Below are 22300 nucleotides of genomic sequence, written 5' to 3' on the forward strand. Positions count from 1 at the left end.
ATATGTGTGAATATGGTAAAATATGATCCGGAGATAATTGAATTACGAATTGCTGTTGAAAAACATATAGAAAGGAAGATGAGAACACCTGCAGATTTTGATTTTCTGGTAGAACTTATATGGGAACAGGTAAGAGAACCTATTAGTCCTACAACATTAAAACGTTTGTGGGGGTATATAAAGGGATCAGAACATACAAGACCTTCTACTTTAGATATTTTATCTCAATTTGTTGGGAAGAGAAATTGGGATGACTTTTTGTTGTATATATCTGAGAAGAAAGAAGAACAATCGACCTTTATTATAGGATATGAAATAAAAAGTGAAGATTTGTCTTTAGGTGATAAAGTGGTAGTCACTTGGTGTCCTAATCGTTGTTGTATGTTTGTGTATTTAGGGAATAGTCAATTTGAAGTGATTGAATCCCGAAATTCAAAACTGAATATTGGAGATACATTTTATTGTCTATGTTTTGCCGAAGGGCATCCTTTGTACATTAATAGTTTAGTTCAGGTGAATAGTGCATCATCTGTATCGTATGTGGCAGGTATGCGAAATGGTTTGGTAAGAGTGCAGGTGGTTAATATGTCATAATTTGAACATACATCTTATGCGGTATAGTGAAGATTACTATTCCTTTCTCTAATAATTTTTGGTGTAGAAGTTCCATTGAATCTTTTATATCTGTTGATGTAGAGGTTCGTTTTTGAGGCAGGTATTCTTTTTTTTCAGCTTCAGTTAATACTTTTGCATAAGGGGTATCGTAATAAGTATCCATTATAGTCAGATATATTTCATTAAAATATGATTGCACTGTTAAGTCTAAACCAAATTTATTGGATATTTTTTTTGGGTAATATGAGAATAAGTTGTAAAAACCATAATCAAGTATAGTTAGTTCTTCTCTTCTTGATATTCCTTTACGTAATGAATATTCTATCTCATATATGTCTTTCAAATATTTTTGGATAATTTTCACTTGCTGGGTTAGTGATTCTGCTTTAGTTGCCTCCATGTCTAATATTTTATGTGAATGTTCTATTTGTATAAAAAGTTTTTTTGCTATTTCTGTTTCCCATCCACTTGTTTCTATATCCATCATTTGAGATGAAGTAAATCGTGTGTCAGGTTCGGTTAGTGCAAGTATTTTATTTTCTATTATTCTTTTGCCCGTATTTGTCTCATAATATAGAGAATCATATTTCTGTTGATACGATTCTTCAAATTTCGCAAGAAGTGTTTTAGATACGTAATCAGAAAAATCTTTTAACTCAAATTTTAGGACTTTGCTATTTCCAGTTTCTGCTAATAGTTGGTCATATATTTGAAGTTCTCCTTCTATTATCTTGTTTTTTATATGATATTTATCTCTTTTAAGGGCGTCTGGAATAATTTTCTCGTTTTGCACTCCAACTATGGAAGTGTATGAATCTTTATATTCTTTTTCAAGCTTGCTCATCAGAAGTTCTTTAGGTGACTGTGATGGTAATTGTGTGCTTTGTTGTAATTCAGTGGGTAGAGTTAATTTTTCGATAGAGTCCTTTCTTATAATTATTTCCTTTTTAGAATCCTCTTTTGTTGTTATGTTTTCGATTGTGTTATTACTATTTGTTGGTGGAGTGATTATTGATGTGGAGGGCTGAATTGTTTGGGACGAATGAGCCGTTTCTAAAGAATTTATTTGAGGAGACAAGAATAATGTGGAGTCTGTTTTTGTTGAATTGTTTTTTAATGGTTCTTCCATTGTATCAGTTAGTTCTTTTATGGAAGTCGAATCTTTTAGTAAATGCGAAATGATGAATAGAAAAGCAATCAATATAATTATATAGCTTATTATCCTCAATGCAATTTTAGATAAGCGATGTTTATAAGTGAATGCTTCTTTAAGTTCTTTTGCCGAAGTATACCGTTTCTCTCTATTTTCTTGGATGCATTTTTGAGCTATTTTGCAGTAAAAATTGGGTAAAGTATACGCCATGCTTTTATCGGCTTTTCCAGTAAACATTTGGATTAGGAGCATACCAAAGGCATATATGTCTACGCGGTTATCAATATTACATTGTTTGGTGCGTTGTTCTGGAGCGCTGTATCGCAAAGTGCCTGCAGGTTGTTTTAGTATGTCATAATAATCGGTATCAGCTAATCCGAAATCTATTATTTTAACGTTAAATCCATTATGGGTTATTAATATATTGTCAGGTTTTATATCTCTATGAATGATTTGTTTGCTATGAATATATATCATTGCATCCAATAATTCAGATACAATCTTGGTAATCAATTTTCTATTCCCTTTATATCGCTGAATAAATTCAGACAGTGTCATTCCATCTATATATTCCATAACAATACATAACCCGAATTTTTCATCAATTTCTTTATCAATTGCCCGGACGATATTAGGGTGGTCTAATGAAAAAAGAATATCGAATTCCTTATTTAGTAATTCTATATATTCATTCAGATGGGAGCAGTCAGGCTTTATTCCTTTTAGTACATGCCATTTGCCATATCGTCGTGCTTTTATTAATAGGTTAGGGGAGTACTCAGAATTAGAAATAATTGTGTATTCACAAAAATGATTGTTTACATTTATGTGAGATTTCAGTAGTATTTCGGATTCGGATGTATTTTCTTTGTCTACGTTCATACTGCAAAAATAATTAATATACCGTAGTCGTACAATATTTTCCGGCCTTATTGATAATAAGGACTAAAAAGGACTAGAAATCGTATTGTGTATTCTTTAGGAAAACCTTTTCTTTGCATGACCTTTAATTAAGTCTTATATTTGTAAAAAGAAGACAGAAAAAAAGGAGACTTTCTGAAAGTTTGATTATATTTGCGCATCGAACAATGGTTCGATGACATATTAAGTTGAACATGTGAAAGTGTTTTGCTTTATTCTCGGTCATAAAATCTGGTAAATTTTAAGCAATTAGAGAATAAGTAGAGCTCCTCTCACATCTGGTTCGTTTATATAATCTCAATTATAAACGATAAAGATGTGGGTTCTGTCTTTATTCAATAATTGCGGGTTTACCAGAGCCTATTGACCTTGAATAATGCATGGAACCCACACTTTCTATCTTATAATCTTTCCATTCCGGGTTCCTGTGGAAACTAAAATATGTGACCGATGGAAGATTATTACAAGGAGATTATACACAATTACAATAATGAACACAGAGAAACTCCTTTTCGTACTATTTTAGAGCGTGGCATTTGCTATCCGGTAGACAATCCAATAGGAGAAATTTTATTAGTAGGAGCTAATCCTTCTTTTTCTGGTGGATATGGCGATTTTTCTTTTAAACTGAGTGATACCGATGACTCTATCCGGTATTGGGAACGTATAAAAGATATGATGGGAGATTTGTTACCTTGTACTGCTTATCTTGATTTATTTCCAATTAAATGTTCTAACCAAAAAGGATTTGAAGAACAATGTCCTATCGATTTGAAAGTTCGCTTGTTACAAGTTACTCAATTGGAGATAGAGCGTATTCATCCTAAATTGATTATTGTACTCAATAAGTTCTCTCGATACTATTGGGGGATAAATTCAGATTGTACTTGGATGGGGTATAAATTTGAACGTTTACCTTTTGAAGGTAAAGATATTGAATTATACCGTATTACCGGATTGCGGGAAGAGAGTGATCGTATATTGACATTTTCTCCATCTGTTTTGGTTGGAACAATTGTTATCTTTTATGGCTTATACGATGAGAGGCATATGGCAAAGTCTCCTCAAAAAATATTGTCTACAACTGATATAATAAAGGTTCTATTAAATAATTTACATAAATAATTTGCACTATGGGAATATTGAATTCATTTAAAAATCAACTGGGAAGAGATTCAGGGAAAGTTGTCTCTAATTTGGTTTTTGGCGACAAACATGCAACGCCTTTTAGAAGAGCGAAGTCAAGAGAAAAAGTAGCGGAGGCTATTCAACAGCAAGAAGAGAGAAAGAAAGAGGCTGAATTGAATTTATTGGATGCTGCCGTAATAAATGCAGTAGATCAAGTAATCGAATATGATATACCTGAAGACAAAGAAGGGATTATCAAATTGTTAGAGAAAATGGAAATGCAACTTGAAATTAATAAGTGGAAAGCCATAGGAGGGGCTGATGACGGTGAACAAAACACAATAAGAAATAAGTATCCGGATGCTTGTTTGAGTAAGTTTAAACAAGCTTTGAAGAAACTGAAACGTACGGATGCCGAACTCTATATAATAGAGGACTTTACTAAGTCTTTGAAAAAGTATAGACGTAGAAAGATTCTAAGTAAATATCTATATTTGATAATTATTCTTTCTTTTTTGGGAGCGTGTATACTTGCGCTTATTATAGGTTCTTTGTTTGAATAAAACATTCTATGTATTAATTAGAATTTATATATGAAAAACTTGATAATTTGTGTGTTTATGTTGTTCTCCTTTATAGGATTACAAGCACAGGAGAAGTCGGAATTGGAATTGGCAAAGTTGTATATGTCAGAACATGGCATGTCATTTGCAAACATGAATGATGATTTGACAAAAACTTTGTATCGCTTGATTAATGGTGATCATAAGTTGTCTAAAAAACAACAGAAGTGCTGGGAGGAGCATCGTGACCAATGGTATGCTGAGATGAGAAACTGCCTAAAACAACTAGATGATTACCAAATAGAAGAGGAGAAATTAAAGCCGTTTTTTGACATTTATCAGAAATTGGTTAATGCGTATCAACAAAATTATGTTTGCGATACAACTCTTTTACAATTTGTAGCACAGAATAACCTTGATTATTCTCGTTTGCTGAAATTGTATGTTAAGGATAAAAAAGCAGCGTTGCCAGCATTATTGTGTAGTAAAGAAATACAAGATTTTTTAATCAACTCAGCATCGATAAATAGCGGATTTGTTGATACAGGATTGGAATATAAAAGAAGTTTGATGAAACCAGAGGAAAGAGCGATAGAAGATATAGCAGCCACTATCAAAAGTGGCATTTCTAAACTGTTGATTCGTGGAACATCCCCATTTAGACGTCATAGTCTCATTCGGGATACGGCTATTATTATGATCAATAATAAAATGGAGAAATATTTGTCGAAAATGACACTGTTGGATTCTATAAATCTGTCATTTTTGAAAAAGCAACAGGAAGGTTTTAATAAATATATGTTATTGTCAAGTGAAGATTTTAAAACTAGAATAAAAGATATTTCTGAAGCGTTGGCATATGAACCGCAAAAAGTGTCAGGAGTTTTGCGTGATACAACAGGAATTATGGAATTAATTTGTATTGAAGTTCCATATAAAACAATAAATGGGGAAGTTGTTGTTGATGGTGTTTGTAAGGCTAAGCAGCGGCGTTTGCAGTTGGAAAATGCAACTGGTTCGAATTTTCATGATTGGACATATGATGTCACAGTTACTTTAGTTGTACAGAATGGCAAGGCTACAAAATTGTCAGTAACAGGTTCACAACAGTGGTGGAAAATGAATGCTAATGTAGCAAATAAAAAAACAGGATTATTAAGTCAGGCTGCTGCTATACGTAATGCCAAGCCGATTATATCAAAAAATCAACAGGTTACTTCATTGCAGGATTTTGGATATCAGGGAGATAATGGGATGGCGCTATTGTATAAATTAGAATTTGGTAATGTGTATATAACTAGCTATCAGAGTAAATTTAAAGAAGAAAATGATTGGGTGAAGAAATATATGTATGAGACTAGTGAAGTACAAAGACGGGAAATATTACAAAATATAGAAAAAAGTAAGAATATGCCACTGCAGATAGATATGACAGCTGTGAGGTAATATAAAATTCAGAAGTTATATGTTTTGTTACTCTTGAAAATTATGAATGGTTTTTGCGGATGGTTATGAATCAAATCGGTACAGAAATGAGTTTAATGATAATTTTTTTTTAGACAGAAGAACATAAGAACAAAAGATGAAACAGTAGTAGTTTAATGACCGGCGGCAGAAATAATTTTCCAAGCGCAGCCTTTATGTTCTTTTGTTCTTATGTCTGAATTAAATTCCCATTTAGCTCATAACCGTACGGATATGGATAAAAGAATATGGTATGCAGGAATCATTTGTTTTTTCCTTTGTCTTTTGATACGGGGCTGAACAAATATTAGTGTTTGCCGGAATCTTTGTAATCATGATGATTGTTTCGAGCCATCTACTGAATGTGGATATGAAGAAGTCGGAGAAAAAAATAAGTAGCCTATGTTTTTAAGAACTAAATCCATTGCTTCACTCAGAATTACGTCTCGTCGTCATGTTATAGTTGTTCTCTGTAGAAGAAGCAGATTTCGCCTACATCCGTCAGTAGATGGGGCTATGTCAGGAAATTTGAGTGTTCAGATTGCTGAATTGAGCAAGGTGGGATATGCGGAGGTCATCAAGACGTTCAATAGAAAAATGCCATGTACGATTTGTTAGATTACATCGCAAGGAGTAGAAGCTTTCGAAGAATATATAGAAGTACTGAAAAGCTATATAATGAAATAGATTTATGGCATTCCAGGGAAAAACTATATCTTTGCATGCAATATATTTAAAAGAAACTCATGTTGAAAATATTAGTAACCTATGCCGTTCAAGGCGAATTTGTAGAGATTAAGTGGCCGGATATAGAACCTTATTACATTCGTACAGGCATTGGTAAAGTGAAATCAGCCTTTCATTTAGCAGAGGCGATTCGTCAGGTACAACCGGACTTGGTACTCAATATCGGAAGTGCGGGGACTGTCAATCATCAGGTGGGAGACATCTTCGTCTGCCGTAAGTTTGTAGACCGTGATATGCAGAAGATGAAAGAGTTCGGGTTGGAATGCGAAGTTGACTCGTCGGCCTTGCTCGAAGAAAAAGGCTATTGCAAGCACTGGACGGAAGATGGAATCTGCAATACAGGAGATGGCTTCTTGACGGAGCTGACTCATGTCACCGGAGACGTGGTAGATATGGAAGCCTATGCGCAGGCATTTGTCTGCCGCTCGAAGGAGATACCGTTTATCTCCGTGAAATATGTGACTGACATTATCGGTCAGAATTCCGTGAAACATTGGGAGGATAAGCTGGCAGATGCCCGCCAAGGGCTTTCCAACTACCTCAATGTTTTGAAAGAAAGAATATGATAAGTGACTCCTGCGGCTATCAGTCCCAGGAGAATCTTTACCCATATAAAAGGAATCAGGAAGAAAATGCAATAAAGCATCGTTCCCCACATTAATACAAGAGAAATAATTTTGGCGCGGAGAGGGATCGCCTTGTTTTCGCGGAAATTGCGGATATAAGGGCCGAAGTGACGATGATTGAGCAGCCAGTTGTATAGTCGGGGCGACCCTTTGAAATAAAGGGCGGCGGTGAGTAGTAAAAAAGGGGTGGTAGGCAATAGCGGCAGAAAAATGCCGAGAATGCCGAGTGCCAGGGAAATGCTTCCTAAAACAATATACAGAGTTTTCATGCGACAAAGATAGTACGAAAATAGGAAAAAATAACTGTCTTTGCTGAATGAAAACTCTATTTTGTATTACCTTTGCCGTTGCATCGAGGTGACATTAGATGCATGTAACTATTAAAATACGTACAGCAATGTTTACAGTAATCAAACGCATGGAGATTTCGGCTTCCCATAAGCTGGTGCTCCCGTATCGCAGTAAATGCGCCAGTTTACACGGTCACAACTGGATTATCACCGTCTATTGTCGTTCCACACGGCTCAACTCCGAAGGAATGGTAGTTGATTTCACCCGCATCAAAGAAGTGGTCACGGAGAAACTCGACCACCAGAATCTGAATGAAGTACTTCCCTTTAATCCCACAGCCGAGAATATCGCCCGATGGGTTTGCAAGCAGATTCCGCAATGCTATAAAGTAGAGGTGCAGGAATCGGAAGGAAACATCGTTATCTACGAAAAAGACCACGCATCAGGAGGAGAAAAAGACCATACGGCAGGAGAAGAACAGGAGTAAAGAGTAGCAGACAGAATACATATGACGATGAGAAAGATTAATGAAATCTTCTACAGTTTGCAGGGCGAAGGATACCATACCGGAACCCCCGCCACTTTTATCCGTTTCTCCGGCTGCAACCTGAAATGTGACTTTTGCGACACCCGCCACGAGGAAGGAAGAATGATGACCGACGACGAAATTATCGCCGAAGTGGAAAAATATCCCGCCGTTACCGTTATCCTGACGGGTGGCGAACCTTCTTTATGGATTGATGACGAATTTATCGACCGCCTGCACCGGGCAGGTAAATATGTTTGTATCGAAACAAACGGTACACGCCCCCTGCCCGAAGCCATCGACTGGGTGACCTGCTCGCCCAAGCAGGGCGTGAAACTGGGTATTGACCGGATGGATGAAGTAAAAGTAGTCTATGAAGGACAAGATATAAGTATTTATGAACTACTTCCTGCCGAACATTTTTTCCTTCAGCCTTGTTCTTGTAATAACACTGCTTCAACAGTGGACTGTGTAATGCGACATCCCAAATGGAGACTAAGCCTGCAAACACACAAATTAATCGACATCCGATAGCCTGAAAGGCGGATGTAGCGGAAGAACTTAATTTATTACAAAATATAGTATGAAAGTAGGTTTGTTTATTCCTTGTTATATCAATGCTATCTATCCCAATGTGGGAGTGGCATCGTATAAACTATTGAAAAGTTTGGGAGTAGACGTCGATTATCCGTTGGATCAGACTTGTTGCGGACAACCGATGGCAAATGCCGGTTTTGAAGATGAATCGGTGAAGTTAGCACTCCGTTTTGGCGATTTGTTTCAAGAGTACGATTACATTGTCGGCCCATCTGCCAGTTGTGTGGCTTTCGTGAAGGAGAACCACCCCGGCATCTTGGAGAAAGAAGGTCATGTCTGCCAGAGTGCAGGGAAAATTTATGACCTTTGCGAGTTTATTCACGATGTGTTGAAGCCTTCGAAAATCCCGGCACGCTTTCCGCATAAAGTCAGTATTCACAATAGCTGTCATGGGGTACGCGAATTGTTTATTTCGGCTCCTACGGAGTTAAATATTCCTTATTATAATAAATTACGTGATTTGCTCGACATGGTCGAAGGCATCGAAGTTTTCGAACCTAGCCATATTGACGAATGCTGTGGCTTTGGCGGTATGTTTGCCGTAGAAGAACAGGCCGTGTCCGTCTGCATGGGACGTGATAAGGTGAAAGACCACATGGCTACCGGAGCCGAATATATCGTCGGAGCTGACAGTTCCTGCCTGATGCACATGCAAGGTGTAATCAAACGGGAGCATTTGCCGATTCAGATTATCCATATTGTAGAAATTCTAGCGTCGCAATCATGAGTACCAAACATTCAAAGGCTGCCGAAAAGTTCTTGCAGGACAGCAAGATGGCAGCATGGCATAACGAAACCCTTTGGATGGTTCGCGCCAAAAGGGATAAGATGAGTAAGGAAGTTCCCGAATGGGAAGAGTTGCGCAACAAGGCTTGCGAACTGAAACTGTATTCCAACAGCCATCTCGAAGAGCTGCTGCTGGAGTTCGAGAAGAACGCTACCGCCAACGGTGCCATCGTTCATTGGGCGAAGGATGCCGATGAATACTGCGCCATCGTCTATGAGATACTGAACGAACATAATGTGCACCATTTCATCAAAAGTAAGTCGATGCTTGCCGAAGAATGTGGCTTGAATCCTTTCCTGATGGAACGTGGCATTGATGTCGTAGAATCCGATTTGGGTGAACGTATCCTGCAACTGATGCATCTCGAACCAAGCCATATCGTACTGCCTGCCATCCACATCAAACGGGAACAGGTAGGAGAACTTTTTGAAAAAGAGATGGGAACGGAAAAAGGAAACTTCGACCCTACTTACCTAACTCATGCCGCCCGCAAGAATCTGCGGCATCTATTCCTGAATGCCGAAGCAGCCATGACAGGAGCCAATTTTGCCGTGGCTTCAACCGGAGACATCGTGGTCTGCACCAATGAAGGCAATGCCGACATGGGAACTTCTTACCCGAAACTGAATATCGCCGCTTTCGGTATGGAAAAGATTGTACCGGATTTGGATTCTCTGGGTGTATTTACACGGCTACTGGCGCGTTCGGCTACCGGACAACCAGTGACAACATACACCTCTCATTACCGTCGTCCGCGTGAAGGTGGCGAATATCATATCATTATTGTAGACAATGGGCGAAGTTCCCTGCTTTCCAAGCCCGACCATATCAAGACACTGAACTGTATCCGCTGTGGTGCCTGCATGAATACCTGTCCTGTATATCGCCGGAGTGGGGGATACTCTTATACATATTTCATTCCCGGCCCTATCGGAATCAATTTAGGGATGGCTCATGACCCGGAGAAATATTACGATAATCTTTCTGCCTGTTCATTGTGCATGTCCTGTTCCGATGTCTGTCCGGTGAAAGTCGATTTGGCCGAACAGATTTATAAATGGCGTCAGGATTTGGATGGTCTTGGAAAGGCAAATACGGGAAAGAAGATAATGTCCGGCGGTATGAAGTTCCTGATGGAACGTCCGGTGTTGTTCAACGCTGCTTTGTGGGCAGCCCCGGTGATAAACGGCCTGCCTCGTTTTATGAAATACAATGATTTGGATGAATGGGGCAAGGGACGTGAACTACCGGAATTTGCCAAGGAGTCGTTTAATGAAATGTGGAAGAAAAATAAAGTACAGGGAAAGGAGGAAGCCAAATGAGTAGCAGGGAAGAAATATTAGCCAGTATCCGCAGGAATACGCAAGTACGTTATGATAAGCCGGATATAGCGGATATGAAACGATTGTCATATCCCGACAAGATAGAGCAATTTTGTGCTATCAGCCGTGCGGTCGGCGGCACAGCAGTGGTATTGGGTAAAGGGGAAGATGTAAATGCCGTGATTCGCCGGACGTATCCCGACGCTATGCGCATTGCTTCCGTATTGCCGGATATTTCCTGTGCCACTTTCAATCCCGATAATCTGGACGACCCGCAAGAATTGGATGGTACGGATGTAGCAGTGGTGAAAGGAGAAATCGGCGTAGCCGAGAACGGAGCTATCTGGATTCCGCAGACAGTAAAGTATAAAGCTGTTTATTTTATCTCGGAGAAGTTAGTCATTCTGCTCGACCGGAATAAGATTGTGAATACGATGTACGATGCCTACCGTGAACTGGATGGACAGGAATATAAGTTCGGTACATTCATCTCCGGCCCTTCAAAGACTGCCGATATCGAGCAGGCATTGGTGATGGGCGCGCATGGTGCACGGGATGTGTTGGTCATATTAATGTAGTATCTGTTTATTAATATATATTGCAACGTGAATGACATAAAAGCGGTTACAGACCGTGCGAAATTTGTATGAAAGAGAAGAATATAATCAAGATTAAACGTTATGAATCACCGTGCGGTATATTGATGCTCGGTTCGTTCGGCGACAAGCTCTGTCTATGTGACTGGCAGGTAGAAAAACATCGGGAACATGTGGATAAACGATTGAAACGGCTCTTACGTGCCGAATTTGAGGAAGGAATGTCGGACGTGATTGGAGAGGCCGCAAGACAACTCGACGAATTCTTTGCAGGAAAACGCAAAGAATTCACTGTCCCGCTCCTTTTCGTCGGCACGGAATTTCAAAAGCTTGTATGGAACGAACTACTGAAGATTCCTTTCGGTCAGACGATTTCCTATGGTGAAATGGCACAGCGTATCGGTATGTCCAAGGCTGTCCGTGCGGTAGCCAATGCCAACGGGGCGAACTCCATGTCGATTTTCGCGCCTTGTCATCGGATAATCGGCAGTGACCGTTCGCTGACGGGCTATGCTGGGGGACTTCCAGCGAAAAAATACCTGTTGGAACTGGAAGCGAATAATGAATAAACAGAGCTTCTGTTTACCCGAAATAGAGGCTCCGTTTGGTGTAAATAGAGCGTTTGTTTCATCCCGTTGATTCAGAAGAATAATAAACTGTTTAAATATAAATAATATGTATGCCAATAAAGTAAAGAAAATAGCTGCCGTCCATGACCTTTCGGGGATGGGGCGCGTATCTCTGACTGTCGTTATTCCTATTCTTTCATCAATGGGCTTTCAGGTTTGTCCGCTTCCTACGGCGGTACTGTCCAACCATACGCAATATCCCGGCTTCTCCTTTTTAGACCTCACCGATGAAATGCCGAAGATTATAGCCGGATGGAAAAAACTGGAAGTACAATTCGACGCCATTTACACCGGATACCTTGGTTCGCCGAAGCAGATACAGATTGTTTCCGATTTTATCAAAGACTTCCGTCAACCGGACGGCCTGATAGTAGCCGACCCGGTGTTGGGAGATAACGGCCGCCTATATACCAACTTTGATATGGAGATGGTAAAAGAGATGCGTCACCTGATAACCAAAGCGGACGTGATTACTCCTAATCTGACGGAACTGTTCTATTTGCTGGACAGACCTTATAAGGCAGATAATACGGATGAAGAATTGAAAGAATATCTCCGTCTTTTATCCGATAAAGGCCCGGAAGTTGTTATCATTACCAGTGTCCCCGTACATGATGAACCACATAAAACGTCCGTTTATGCCTATAATCGTCAAGGAAACCGCTACTGGAAAGTGACCTGTCCTTATCTGCCCGCCCATTATCCAGGCACGGGAGATACTTTTACCAGTGTCATCACTGGTTCTTTAATGCAGGGAGACAGTCTTCCGATGGCATTAGACCGTGCCACGCAGTTTATTCTGCAAGGTATTCGTGCCACATTCGGTTATGAATATGACAACCGCGAAGGTATCCTGTTGGAAAAAGTTCTTCATAATCTGGATATGCCGATACAGATGGCAAGTTATGAACTTATATAAGGAATCAGAAATGTACCGTTACCCTTGTCGGAAGGTTTCCGAACGTCCATTTCGGGCCTTCTTTGACAAGACGGACTGCTTCCTTGTCGGCAGATTCGCATAATCCATGAACAACAGTGATGTTCTGTGGCTTTCCTGCTCTGTCAACAAAGAAAGCAAGAACTACCTCGCCTTTCACATCCTTGCATTTGTCATCATCCGGACGGATAAGGTTTTCTTCCAAATACTTCTTATACTTACGTTTACCTATTACCGGCTGCGGAGTCTGGTATTTATCTTTTGTTTTTGAAGAGACTTTTGCCGAAGCGCCGGTGACAGTGGATTTCTTACTACTGCCATATCCCACTACTACCACTTCATCAAGCGTTTGTTTATCTTCATTCATGGCAATCAACATTGTCCGACTGGTATCTACCGGTATTTCTACTGATTCGTAACCGATAAACTGCGCTGTCAGTTCTTGGTTGCCTTCTTCTTTTTTCAATGTAAACTCACCGTTGAGGTCTGTGATTGTACCTGTATTCGTTCCGGTATATGCTACACTGGCTCCAATGATAGGCTCACCCTTTTCATCCGTCACTTTGCCTTTAATCAGATTCCTGTTGGGAGCGGCTACTTTTGCCATTTTCATTTCAGGGACTTCGGAGTGAGAAGTATTTGTATCCGCTACTATTGTTTCTTCCAGCATTATCGCTTGTCCGGCAGTTTCCTCTCCGGTAGCTTCTTCTATAACCGGTGTTGCTGCTATCGGTACACTTTGCGGTTTAGGAGTCGTTTTGCTTTTGGCTACTATATTCTTTTTATCCGCTTGCTTTACGATAACTTCATGAGTAGAATCTTGTTTCATCTTTGCTTCAGCCAAAGAGGAAATCTCCTCTTTCGGGGTGACAGGCTCGAACACTGCCGAAGGAATATCTTCTTTAGCGATAAACACATTATCTGTCATACTCTTTTTAAGAAACAGGAAATAAGTGCTGATGCCGATTCCAATCACCAAGCACGCAGCAATGCTCCAAGTGATGGCATACGAATTCTTTCTTTTTGAAGAGTTCGTATGCTTTGCAGTATGGGCTGAAATCTGCATCCGCAGCTTCTCTATCCGTTCTTCGTGATTCCCTTCCACCTGGCTGTATCCATCCATAGCATCAGCCAGGAACGGGTCTTTCATCGACTCTTTTTCCAGTCGGTGTGCCTCTTTTCCTTTGCGGAGTCCTCGTATGTAGTCCAATAGTTTCATAGGGTCTGTTTCTTAATGCAATTTTTTAAGTTTCGCTTTCCGTTCTGGATATAGCTTTTCACATTGTTCAGAGTAAATCCGGTTTGTTCGGCAACGTCAGCATAGGACATCTCTTCCAGAAAGAAACGCGTAATGCTGAGACGTTGTTCTTCGGGCAACTTTTCGAGGCAGTGATGCAACGCCTTCAGTTGCTCTTCCGAACTTTCCTCTTCACTTAATAGATGCAGAAATTCGTCGGATTCCATAACATTAATGCTATAATCTAACGAAATCTCTTTGTTTTCTTTTCGTAAAAGCTGCAAGCAATGATTCTTGCCTACGCGGTAGAGCCACGGCTTGAAGACTTTTATCTCATAATTACCCATTTTCGGCAATAAGTCTTCAAACAACTGCATCACGGCTTCCTGCGCACGGTCTTCATCTTGCAGGTATTTCAGGCAAAGTCCATACAGTAACGGGATATAACGGTTATACAATTCACCGAAATATTCCGTATCCCCGGACTTTATATAGTGTGTAAGTAACTCTTCGTCCGATAGCTTCGATATGTTTCTTTTGAAAAACAGCATCTATTCTTCGTCTTCTTCTATAATAACCTGATATTTTTCTTTCATTTCTTCAAAATCCTCTGTTACTTGGTTCAGAATTTCGTGCGTATCCGTACTCTTGACCAATGCTGGCATACCGTAATGGATGGATGCCTTATAAGGTAACAGTATCAGTTTGCCTTTGGGTAGGGAACGCCCCATACCGGTCATAAATACAGGGACATATTTCAACTCAGGGCGCAGGGACAGGATACGGGCTATACCCGATTTAATCTTTCCCATTTGTTCCGGTTTCCCTCTTGTACCTTCGGGAAAAAGGATGAGTGAATATCCGGCATCAATGGCTTCAAGCATTTTACGGATAGGGTCGTGCTCCGAATCTTTTTCTCCTTTTCTTCTGATTAAAAGCGTATTGATAAAATAATTGCTCATGGAAGCCTGAAAGCGGGTTCTTCCGAAATAGTCCTCTGCGGCTACGGGCTTGACCTTCCACAGAAGGTCGCCGGGCAGGGAGGATAGCAGGCTCAGAGTATCCAGGTGACTGTTGTGGTTGGCAAGAATAATAAATTGCTTTTCCTTTCTGAGAAAGCGGCAGTCGGTGAACTGGACTCCTACGATTAACTTCAGGAACCAGTGGCAAATACCTTTATATATAATCTGCATAATGGCAGATTGCATGAATCTCTTTTTCATCATTTCTCCGTCTAATAAGCAATGTAATAGACTAAATGAAAAAATACAGGAGCAGTGTAGGACAAGGAGTCTATGCGGTCGAATACACCGCCGTGTCCGGGGATGCTGTTCCCCATGTCCTTGATTCCTTTATCCCGCTTGATGGCTGAGATAACGACATCTCCCGAGAATCCGGCAATGGCAATGAGTGCGCTTACCAGGATTACATTAGGGCCGGAAAGCGGAGTGAGGAATCCCAGGAAATAACCGATAATGGTAGTGCTGATTACACCGCCCAGGAAACCTTCCCATGTCTTGTTGGGACTTACTTTAGGCAGAATCTTATGTCGTCCGAAAAGTTTTCCCCATACGAACTGCATGATGTCATTGATTTCCGTAAGGAATACAAGGAATAGCAATAATCCGCGTCCGCCCGCATTGAAGCCCGGCAGTTCGGGAAGCGAGAGGAGATAGGCGAGGTGGCTGATACCGAATACGGAAAGCATCAGTATCCATTGCAGTAGTGCCATTGACTTGGTGATGCCGTGAGTTTCTCCTTTCAAGACGAGCCGGAAAGGAAGTACGAGAAACATGACTACCGGAATGAAGATGATATATGCTCCATACCACGCTATATAGGCAAGATAATATTGGATAGGAATAGCCAGTATCCCCCAAAATAGTGCCCCGCGGTCTGCTTCCCTGAATCCTAACACAGAATAAAGTTCTCTGAAGGCTATAAAAGAGAGGAAGGCGAGGAAGAAATAAGAAATATCATAGCTGATAAACACGGCGCCGATAAACATTGCAGCCATAATCCACCAGGAACGGGTGCGGGCGGTGAGTTCACTGATATTTGTTTTCGGAGACAGCTTCTTTACAAGAAAAAGAAGAATACTTGCCGTGACAAGTAATCCGATAATAAGAGAGATGACGATGATTAGTTCATCGCTTAGCGTAGGGAAGATTTTGTCGAGTAGTTCTTTCATTTTATTTCATGGTTTGTAGTGTGCGACATGAGGTACAGCCGATGGATAAGTGTGGCGATAAGACCGATATTCATAACTATAAGGGTAATAAGACATACCGTCTGTTCGTGTCCACAATGCAGGGTGCAGGTGGCGACAACAAAAGCGAAAGTCAGTAATGCCATGCGGTGTTGTTTCGCCATCGGCCCGTTAAAGAAATGTTGTTGTGTCTTATAAGCGCCTATCCAGCGGAAATAAGCGGTCATCACGGCAAGCAGGGCAGCCATCCATCCCAGTTCTATCCCGAACCCGCCTGCTACATAACCCACCGGAATGATGAACAGGGCATCGGCAAAGCGGTCGGGCATATCATTATAAAGGTCACCGTTAGCACTTTTCTTTCCCCCTTCGATGGCTACCATTCCATCAAACAGATTGCAAAGCAATCGTGACTGCATACAAACAATAAATAATATATAGGCTACATATTTACTGAAATCGGGATAGATAACTGTACTAATCAGTAGGAGACAACCAATCAGAGCAAAAAATACGCTCATCATGGAAATTTGATTGGGGGTAATACCCCAACGAGTGAGTTTACGGGCGATACTGTTAGCCCAAGCGGTGTTTCGTGAGGCTATTTCCCGCCTTCCATCTACTTCGTTTTCCATATTTGCAAGTGTTTATGATTCGCAAATATACACATCATATTAAGAGTTGCAAAGGAATGAGGAAGAATTTTGAAATACATCTGTTTTTCAATAAAATAAAAAAAAGTTTGAGTGGTTTTGTGGAATCTATGTGAAATCTGCATCTCTATAGTAAAAGCGAATTAATTGTCATATTTTTAAATAATGAAGTTATGAGAACAAGTCAATTCAGAGCGATGATGCTCGTACTGCTGATGGCAGTTGTTTCTTTGGGTACAGTGAGTGCACAAGCAATTACCGTGACGGGTACTGTGACGGATGCGGTAGATGGAACACCGATTGTCGGTTGTTCGGTCGTGGTAAAGGGAAACAAGAATGGTGTGATAACCAATATGAATGGTCAGTATTCTATTCTGGTTAAAAAGGGTGATACGTTGTTGTTCCAGTTTGTCGGGTATAAGCAGGAGCGAAGAGTAGTTAAATCAGCGCAATTGGATGTGAAGTTGAAAACGGATAATGTTGCATTGGAAGAGTGTGTGGTAACAGGCTACGGTACGATGAAAACAAAAGCAATGACCGGTTCTTATATGGCAATCTGTCCGGTACCGGCAGTCATGTACGATAGGGTGAACACGGAAGAATACGGCCAGATTCAAGAGAACGGCTTCAAGAATGTATCGGATGCTGCACTTTCAACTTTCTCCATTGATGTGGATGCTGCTTCTTACAGTAATATGCGCCGTTTTATCAATAAAGGAGAATTGCCGCCTGCTGACGCTGTCCGCACGGAAGAACTTGTAAATTACTTCTCATACGATTACCCGAAACCGGCAGGAAGTGACCCTGTGAAGATTACCATGGAATCCGGAGAATGTCCCTGGAATGCTTCTCACCGCTTGGTGCGTATCGGATTAAAGGCCAAAGAGATTCCTACGGATAATCTGCCTGCATCCAATTTAGTCTTTCTGATTGATGTCTCCGGTTCGATGTGGGGAGCCAATCGCTTGGAATTGGTGAAGTCGTCTCTCAAATTACTGGTCAATAACTTACGTGATAAAGATAAAGTAGCTATCGTGACTTATGCAGGCAGTGCAGGTGTGAAACTGGAAGCAACTCCGGGCAGCGACAAACAGAAGATTCGCGAAGCGATAGACGAACTGACGGCAGGCGGCTCTACCGCAGGTGGTGCCGGTATCCTACTGGCATACAAAATAGCAAAGAAGAATTTTATCTCTAATGGTAATAACCGTATCATTCTTTGCTCCGACGGTGATTTTAATGTGGGCGTTTCTTCGGCCGAAGGATTGGAGCAACTGATAGAGAAAGAACGGAAGAATGGAGTATTCCTTACCGTATTGGGCTATGGAATGGGAAATTATAAAGATAAAAAGATGCAGGTTTTGGCAGAAAAGGGAAATGGAAACTATGCTTATATAGATAATCTGCAAGAAGCCAACCGCGTACTGGTCGGTGAATTTGGCGCTACTCTCCATACTGTTGCGAAAGATGTAAAATTGCAGGTAGAGTTTAATCCTTCACAAGTACAGGCATACCGTTTGATAGGTTACGAAAGCCGTCTGCTGAAAGATGAAGATTTCAATAACGATGCGAAGGATGCCGGAGATATGGGGGCAGGACATACAGTGACCGCTTTCTACGAAATAATTCCCACAGGCGTGAAGAATGACTATGTAGGCAAGGTAGATGATTTGAAATATCAGAAGAAAGAAAAAGTGAGCGTGAAACCGACAGGTTCCAATGAACTCCTGACCGTGAAGCTGCGCTATAAAGCCCCGGATAAAGACGTCAGCAAGAAAATGGAGCTTCCTTTCGTTGACAGCAAAGGAAATAATGTATCTTCCGATTTCCGCTTTGCTTCTGCCGTAGCGATGTTCGGACAATTGCTTCGGAATTCTGATTTCAAAGGAAATGCCAGTTATGATAAAGTAATAAGCCTGGCAAAACAAGGGCTGAATAATGATGATAAAGGGTATAGGAGAGAATTTGTCCGTCTGGTTGAGGCTGCCAGGGGAATAGGAGAGTAAAACTGGACTGATTGTCTGTATGATGTCCATTTTCAAGTTTCCAACTTGATTAATAAAGGAACAGTGAATATCGTGGGAATATGCTCCGCTTGATGTTCACTGTTTCTTTTGGGAGAAAGGTTGAATTGCCAAAACTGATTTAGTTGGTAGCCTCTTTCATTAATTGTTCGAAATGCTTCACGATATCGGGGTGTTGTGCAGCTACATCATGTTCTTCCCTGATGTCATTCTCCAGATTATAGAGTTGCATCTGTGTATTGCCTTTCCGTATATTCGTAATGATTCCCTTCCATTTTCCCATACGGATTGCTTTGTTTCCGATTCTGGGATCGGGATATTCCCAATATAAGTATTCGTGTTGCTTTTGCTCTTCCTTTTTGCCGAGTAATGTAGGTAGGAAACTGATACCGTCTGTCGGCGGACAAGAAATACCTGCTATCTCAGCCAAGGTGGGCATTACATCCTGGAAAGCACAAATATGATCACTTTCCGTACCCGGTTTGATGTGTCCCGGCCATGTCATGATTGCCGGAACCCGGATTCCACCCTCATGCAGGAAACATTTGCCCCATCCATATTCCGACTTGAAAAGGCCGCCACTGTTGAACCAGGGCGAATCACTTCCACCGTTGAATGTGGCTCCGTTGTCGGAAGTGAAAACAATAAGTGTATTCTCATATAGGTTTTCTTTTTTCAATTTTTCTATCAATCCGCCTATTTGTTCATCAAAATAGCTGATCATTGCTGCATAAGTGGCGTGTGGATAACGACAGGGCAGATAACCTGCCTTGCCTGTATAGGGCTCTTCGTCACCGAACTTTTCTACATAATACTTCACCCAACGTTCTGGAGCCTGCAGGGATACATGCGGTAGGGGAGTGGTCCACATCAGGAAGAAAGGAGTGGATTGATTGGTACTGACGAATTTTAGAAGTTCATCAAAGATTAAGTCGTTGGCATATTCTTTTTGCGTATATTTGGCATAACTGGCCGGATCATTCGGGTCAGCATCTTTGTCCAAGGGACTTCGGTGCGGGTCGGTCACCTTGTTGGATAAATAGATACGTTCTTCATTCTTATATAAAAATGGTGGGTAATACGTATGTGCCTGGCGCTGGCAGTTATATCCATAAAACTGATCGAAGCCCTGCTTGCCGGGCGTCCCTTCGGATCCCGGATAACCAAGTCCCCATTTTCCGAAACATCCGGTAGCATACCCTGCCTGTTGCATCATTCGTCCGATAGTCATCGTGTTGGCTTGTAAGGGGAACTGTCCTTCCAGTTCTTTATGTGCATATACGGAATCATAGTTGTTGACGGCTCCGCGTTCGGTCATTTCATTATTGAAACGGATTTGTGCGTGTCCGGAGTGCATGCCCGTCATTAATACACAACGTGCCGGAGCTGATACAGGCGAACCGGAATAGTGTTGTGTCAGTTTGATACCTTCTTTGCATAAACGATCGATGTTGGGTGTTTCTATTTTTTGTTGTCCGAAACAACCGATATCCCCATATCCCAGATCGTCCATTAAAATATAAATAATGTTGGGTTGTGTATGTAAAGTCTGCCCTTGCAGATAACTGCCGCATAGGGCGGAAACACCGATAAATAAGTTCCTTTTATTCATGATATTCTTTTTTTAATCCCATTTATAATCTTCCTTCACTTCACTCTTTAAAGCCGGGCCGAATTCAAACCCCATTTGTTCGAACCATTCTTTTCTCTGAAGTATATTTTGGTGGAACCGGGTGAAGTCAAGCGCTTCCCCCTGATACCACATTTGTTCTGCCAGCGCAAGAATACGGGGAAATAGACGCCGGTCTATCATACGTTCAGTAACTCCGTCATCGGTCCACAATGCACAAGTCATACCGAGAATCAAAGAGTTCTTTTCTTTGAGGGCTTTGTTGGAAGGATTATCCAGATATACGTCTTTCAAATCGAAAGTACGTACTTCATTATATCCTCTCCAGGGAGTTAGCGGGAAGTTCAGATATGTATAGTAGTTGGAACTGCAAATGACCGGATAGTGGTGCTTGATTGCGTTCCGGAGTGCCAGGTCTTTGTGCCCGCGATAGTTCCACCACTGAATCACCGTGTTATCCGGCAATGGATAGCCGTCGTGATAAACTACGTCGCCCCAGAATATGGCTTTCCGCCCTTTTTGCTTCAAATAGCCTGCCATCTGTGCCGAGAACCATAACTGAAGGTCATGACTGTCCTTCAGTTTCAGTGTGGAAATTCTCTTCCGGCAATCCCGGCATTCGTCCCAGTTTCCTTTCGGCGCCTCATCTCCCCCTAAATGGATGTAGGGGGAAGGGAAGAGGGAACATACCTCGTCCAATACGTTTTTCAGAAAAAACAGCACTTCATCCTTTCCTGCACAAAATATATTTTGGGTAAATCCATGCTGCGGCACTTCAACGGGCAGCCCGAAACAACCGAGTTCGGGATAGGCGGAAAGAGCAGCTTCAGCATGCCCCGGCATGTCTATCTCAGGAACGACAGTGATATTCCGTTGACTGGCATATTTGATAACTTCCCGTATCTCTTCCTGTGTATAAAATCCCTGTTGTTCTTCTCCCTTGCCTACCGCTCCTCCTATTTGCGCAAGACGCGGATATTGCCTGATTTCTATCCGCCATCCCAGTCCTTCTGTCAAATGCCAATGGAAATAGTTCATTTTTAACAATGAAGCCATGTCAATATACTTCTTGATGGTGGATATTTTCTGGTATTGACGTCCGGAATCCAGCAGGAAGCAACGCCATTGCGTACGAGGATAGTCGGTAATATCTGCACAAGCAAAAGTAAGACTTCCCGTAGGACTGGTAACCCATTGACGCAAGGTTTGTACTGCATGGATAAATCCTCTTTGGTCGGAAGCGGTTATTATCATTTGGCGTGGATTGATATTAATCTGATACCCTTCAGGCGGTAGTGATGAATCACTAATCCAGCAGATTTCAGCACCAGGTTCTTTTTTTTGCCATTTGACGGGAGTGTCGCGGAGTACTTCGGTACGGAAAAGGCTTAAATAAAAAGCGGTGGTATCTTCAGCATATATAGAAATACTTTTTTTAAGAGTCAGATTGCCTTTTTGCATTTCCACTTGGTTGGGGGACGGGAATACAATCTGCCCGCAAGCAATAGTTGTATATGATACCAGCAGAATGATAGTTGGGAATAGATATTTCATGGGATGCATATTGTTTATTTCTATGAGAGGTTAAGAGTGAACTGTCCGTCGTGCTAAACACTTCGGACAGTTCTGATTGATTAAGGTCTAT

The 22300-nt window shown here is 41.2% G+C and carries 22 protein-coding genes and 1 pseudogene; 14 read left to right on the forward strand and 9 right to left on the reverse strand.

Annotated features, from left to right (window positions below):
- Positions 1–12: 12 nt before the first annotated feature.
- Positions 13–594 (forward strand): hypothetical protein, encoded by a 582-nt coding sequence (locus BQ7997_RS20855; protein WP_073347893.1) that lies wholly within the window; start codon positions 13–15, stop codon positions 592–594.
- Here the strand turns inward: BQ7997_RS20855 and BQ7997_RS20860 are convergent.
- The gene (locus tag BQ7997_RS20860) at positions 581–2650 is read right to left on the reverse strand and encodes a serine/threonine-protein kinase (RefSeq protein WP_073347894.1); all 2070 of its coding nucleotides are present in this window, start codon (positions 2648–2650) and stop codon (positions 581–583) included. The genes BQ7997_RS20855 and BQ7997_RS20860 overlap by 14 nt on opposite strands.
- 489 nt (positions 2651–3139) lie before the next feature.
- Here BQ7997_RS20860 and BQ7997_RS20865 point away from each other — a divergent pair, with 489 nt between their 5' ends.
- The 5 genes and pseudogenes from BQ7997_RS20865 (at position 3140) to BQ7997_RS20885 (ending at position 7157) form a co-directional block, all read left to right on the forward strand.
- Positions 3140–3814: a hypothetical protein gene (locus BQ7997_RS20865; RefSeq protein WP_073347895.1), complete on the forward strand. Its 675-nt coding sequence runs from the start codon at positions 3140–3142 to the stop codon at positions 3812–3814.
- An 8-nt stretch (positions 3815–3822) separates the two neighbouring features.
- On the forward strand, positions 3823–4380 hold the full coding sequence (locus tag BQ7997_RS20870; RefSeq protein WP_073347896.1) for a hypothetical protein: 558 nt from the start codon (positions 3823–3825) through the stop codon (positions 4378–4380).
- A 30-nt stretch (positions 4381–4410) separates the two neighbouring features.
- The gene (locus BQ7997_RS20875) at positions 4411–5826 is read left to right on the forward strand and encodes a hypothetical protein (RefSeq protein WP_139260942.1); all 1416 of its coding nucleotides are present in this window, start codon (positions 4411–4413) and stop codon (positions 5824–5826) included.
- 481 nt (positions 5827–6307) lie between these two features.
- Positions 6308–6531 (forward strand): annotated as a pseudogene (locus tag BQ7997_RS20880) (transcriptional regulator).
- A gap of 59 nt (positions 6532–6590) precedes the next feature.
- Positions 6591–7157, forward strand: a complete 567-nt coding sequence (locus tag BQ7997_RS20885; RefSeq protein WP_073347898.1) for a 5'-methylthioadenosine/S-adenosylhomocysteine nucleosidase family protein — start codon at positions 6591–6593, stop codon at positions 7155–7157.
- On the opposite strand, the gene BQ7997_RS20890 is transcribed toward BQ7997_RS20885, so the two are convergent.
- Positions 7127–7486 (reverse strand): YbaN family protein, encoded by a 360-nt coding sequence (locus BQ7997_RS20890; protein WP_008651167.1) that lies wholly within the window; start codon positions 7484–7486, stop codon positions 7127–7129. The genes BQ7997_RS20885 and BQ7997_RS20890 overlap by 31 nt on opposite strands.
- A gap of 128 nt (positions 7487–7614) precedes the next feature.
- Between BQ7997_RS20890 and BQ7997_RS20895 the strand changes: the two genes are divergently transcribed.
- From BQ7997_RS20895 to BQ7997_RS20925, 7 genes are all read left to right on the forward strand, one after another.
- Positions 7615–7995, forward strand: a complete 381-nt coding sequence (locus BQ7997_RS20895; protein WP_044655114.1) for a 6-pyruvoyl trahydropterin synthase family protein — start codon at positions 7615–7617, stop codon at positions 7993–7995.
- 27 nt (positions 7996–8022) lie between these two features.
- Entirely contained in the window at positions 8023–8568 is a 546-nt protein-coding gene (locus tag BQ7997_RS20900; RefSeq protein ID WP_073348490.1) for a 7-carboxy-7-deazaguanine synthase QueE, read from the forward strand.
- A gap of 49 nt (positions 8569–8617) precedes the next feature.
- Positions 8618–9358, forward strand: coding sequence for a (Fe-S)-binding protein (locus BQ7997_RS20905; protein WP_022138758.1), 741 nt, complete (start codon positions 8618–8620; stop codon positions 9356–9358).
- Positions 9355–10740 (forward strand): lactate utilization protein B, encoded by a 1386-nt coding sequence (locus tag BQ7997_RS20910; RefSeq protein ID WP_073347899.1) that lies wholly within the window; start codon positions 9355–9357, stop codon positions 10738–10740. Before BQ7997_RS20905 ends, BQ7997_RS20910 begins: the two co-directional genes overlap by 4 nt.
- Positions 10737–11318: a LutC/YkgG family protein gene (locus BQ7997_RS20915; protein ID WP_022138760.1), complete on the forward strand. Its 582-nt coding sequence runs from the start codon at positions 10737–10739 to the stop codon at positions 11316–11318. The genes BQ7997_RS20910 and BQ7997_RS20915 overlap by 4 nt, the downstream gene beginning before the upstream one ends.
- Positions 11319–11386: 68 nt before the next feature.
- Entirely contained in the window at positions 11387–11905 is a 519-nt protein-coding gene (locus tag BQ7997_RS20920) for a methylated-DNA--[protein]-cysteine S-methyltransferase (protein WP_044656500.1), read from the forward strand.
- A gap of 106 nt (positions 11906–12011) precedes the next feature.
- Entirely contained in the window at positions 12012–12884 is an 873-nt protein-coding gene (locus BQ7997_RS20925; protein ID WP_022138762.1) for a pyridoxamine kinase, read from the forward strand.
- Between the two features lie 4 nt (positions 12885–12888).
- Here the strand turns inward: BQ7997_RS20925 and BQ7997_RS20930 are convergent, their stop codons facing one another.
- Genes BQ7997_RS20930 through BQ7997_RS20950 form a run of 5 tightly spaced genes read right to left on the reverse strand, consistent with a single transcriptional unit; the run spans position 12889 to position 16983 of the window.
- Positions 12889–14121 (reverse strand): energy transducer TonB, encoded by a 1233-nt coding sequence (locus tag BQ7997_RS20930; RefSeq protein WP_073347900.1) that lies wholly within the window; start codon positions 14119–14121, stop codon positions 12889–12891.
- On the reverse strand, positions 14118–14690 hold the full coding sequence (locus tag BQ7997_RS20935) for an RNA polymerase sigma factor (RefSeq protein WP_073347901.1): 573 nt from the start codon (positions 14688–14690) through the stop codon (positions 14118–14120). Before BQ7997_RS20935 ends, BQ7997_RS20930 begins: the two co-directional genes overlap by 4 nt.
- On the reverse strand, positions 14691–15347 hold the full coding sequence (locus BQ7997_RS20940; RefSeq protein ID WP_022138764.1) for a lysophospholipid acyltransferase family protein: 657 nt from the start codon (positions 15345–15347) through the stop codon (positions 14691–14693).
- 26 nt (positions 15348–15373) lie between these two features.
- Entirely contained in the window at positions 15374–16330 is a 957-nt protein-coding gene (locus BQ7997_RS20945) for a phosphatidate cytidylyltransferase (RefSeq protein WP_022138765.1), read from the reverse strand.
- Positions 16327–16983, reverse strand: coding sequence for a CDP-alcohol phosphatidyltransferase family protein (locus tag BQ7997_RS20950; protein ID WP_073347902.1), 657 nt, complete (start codon positions 16981–16983; stop codon positions 16327–16329). Before BQ7997_RS20950 ends, BQ7997_RS20945 begins: the two co-directional genes overlap by 4 nt.
- 191 nt (positions 16984–17174) lie before the next feature.
- Here BQ7997_RS20950 and BQ7997_RS20955 point away from each other — a divergent pair, with 191 nt between their 5' ends.
- The gene (locus BQ7997_RS20955) at positions 17175–19007 is read left to right on the forward strand and encodes a vWA domain-containing protein (RefSeq protein WP_073347903.1); all 1833 of its coding nucleotides are present in this window, start codon (positions 17175–17177) and stop codon (positions 19005–19007) included.
- A gap of 139 nt (positions 19008–19146) precedes the next feature.
- Here the strand turns inward: BQ7997_RS20955 and BQ7997_RS20960 are convergent, their stop codons facing one another.
- Positions 19147–20637 carry an arylsulfatase gene (locus BQ7997_RS20960; protein WP_022138768.1) on the reverse strand — a complete coding sequence of 497 codons (1491 nt, stop codon included), beginning with the start codon at positions 20635–20637 and terminating at the stop codon, positions 19147–19149.
- A 12-nt stretch (positions 20638–20649) separates the two neighbouring features.
- Positions 20650–22209 carry a beta-N-acetylhexosaminidase gene (locus BQ7997_RS20965; RefSeq protein ID WP_073348491.1) on the reverse strand — a complete coding sequence of 520 codons (1560 nt, stop codon included), beginning with the start codon at positions 22207–22209 and terminating at the stop codon, positions 20650–20652.
- Between the last annotated feature and the right edge of the window lie 91 nt (positions 22210–22300).

Source organism: Bacteroides congonensis (assembly GCF_900130125.1).
Lineage (GTDB): Bacteria > Bacteroidota > Bacteroidia > Bacteroidales > Bacteroidaceae > Bacteroides > Bacteroides congonensis.